This is a genomic window from Enterobacter sp. Ag1, from assembly GCA_000277545.1.
Lineage (GTDB): Bacteria > Pseudomonadota > Gammaproteobacteria > Enterobacterales > Enterobacteriaceae > Cedecea.
In genome coordinates, this window is sequence record AKXM01000036.1 from 1 (window position 1) to 283 (window position 283).

Genomic DNA, 283 nt, shown 5'->3' on the forward strand with positions numbered 1-283 from the left:
CAAAGGAAAACACCGACCCATCTGTCAGGAATATTATCCTGTTTCATAAATCATCTGGGGTACTGAATGCAGACCGAAGGTTCCGGGAAGCTGAAGTAAATATGTATCAGCACGATGAGGATATTTCATACTTTGACCCAGAGATAAGGACGACTCCCGATGATTTTCGTCGTGAATTTAAGGTGCTATCACGTAAGAAAAATAGGGAAGATATACTTGAGTTAAAACTCGATGGCATAGAAGTTCATAAAATAGAGGGTGTTGATTACTCCACATCAGAAAC

At 39.9% G+C, this 283-nt stretch carries 1 pseudogene; it reads left to right on the forward strand.

Going from position 1 to position 283, the window contains the following annotated elements:
- Positions 1-101 precede the first annotated feature (101 nt).
- A pseudogene (locus A936_RS23795) lies at positions 102-283 on the forward strand (RES family NAD+ phosphorylase); the annotation flags it as partial.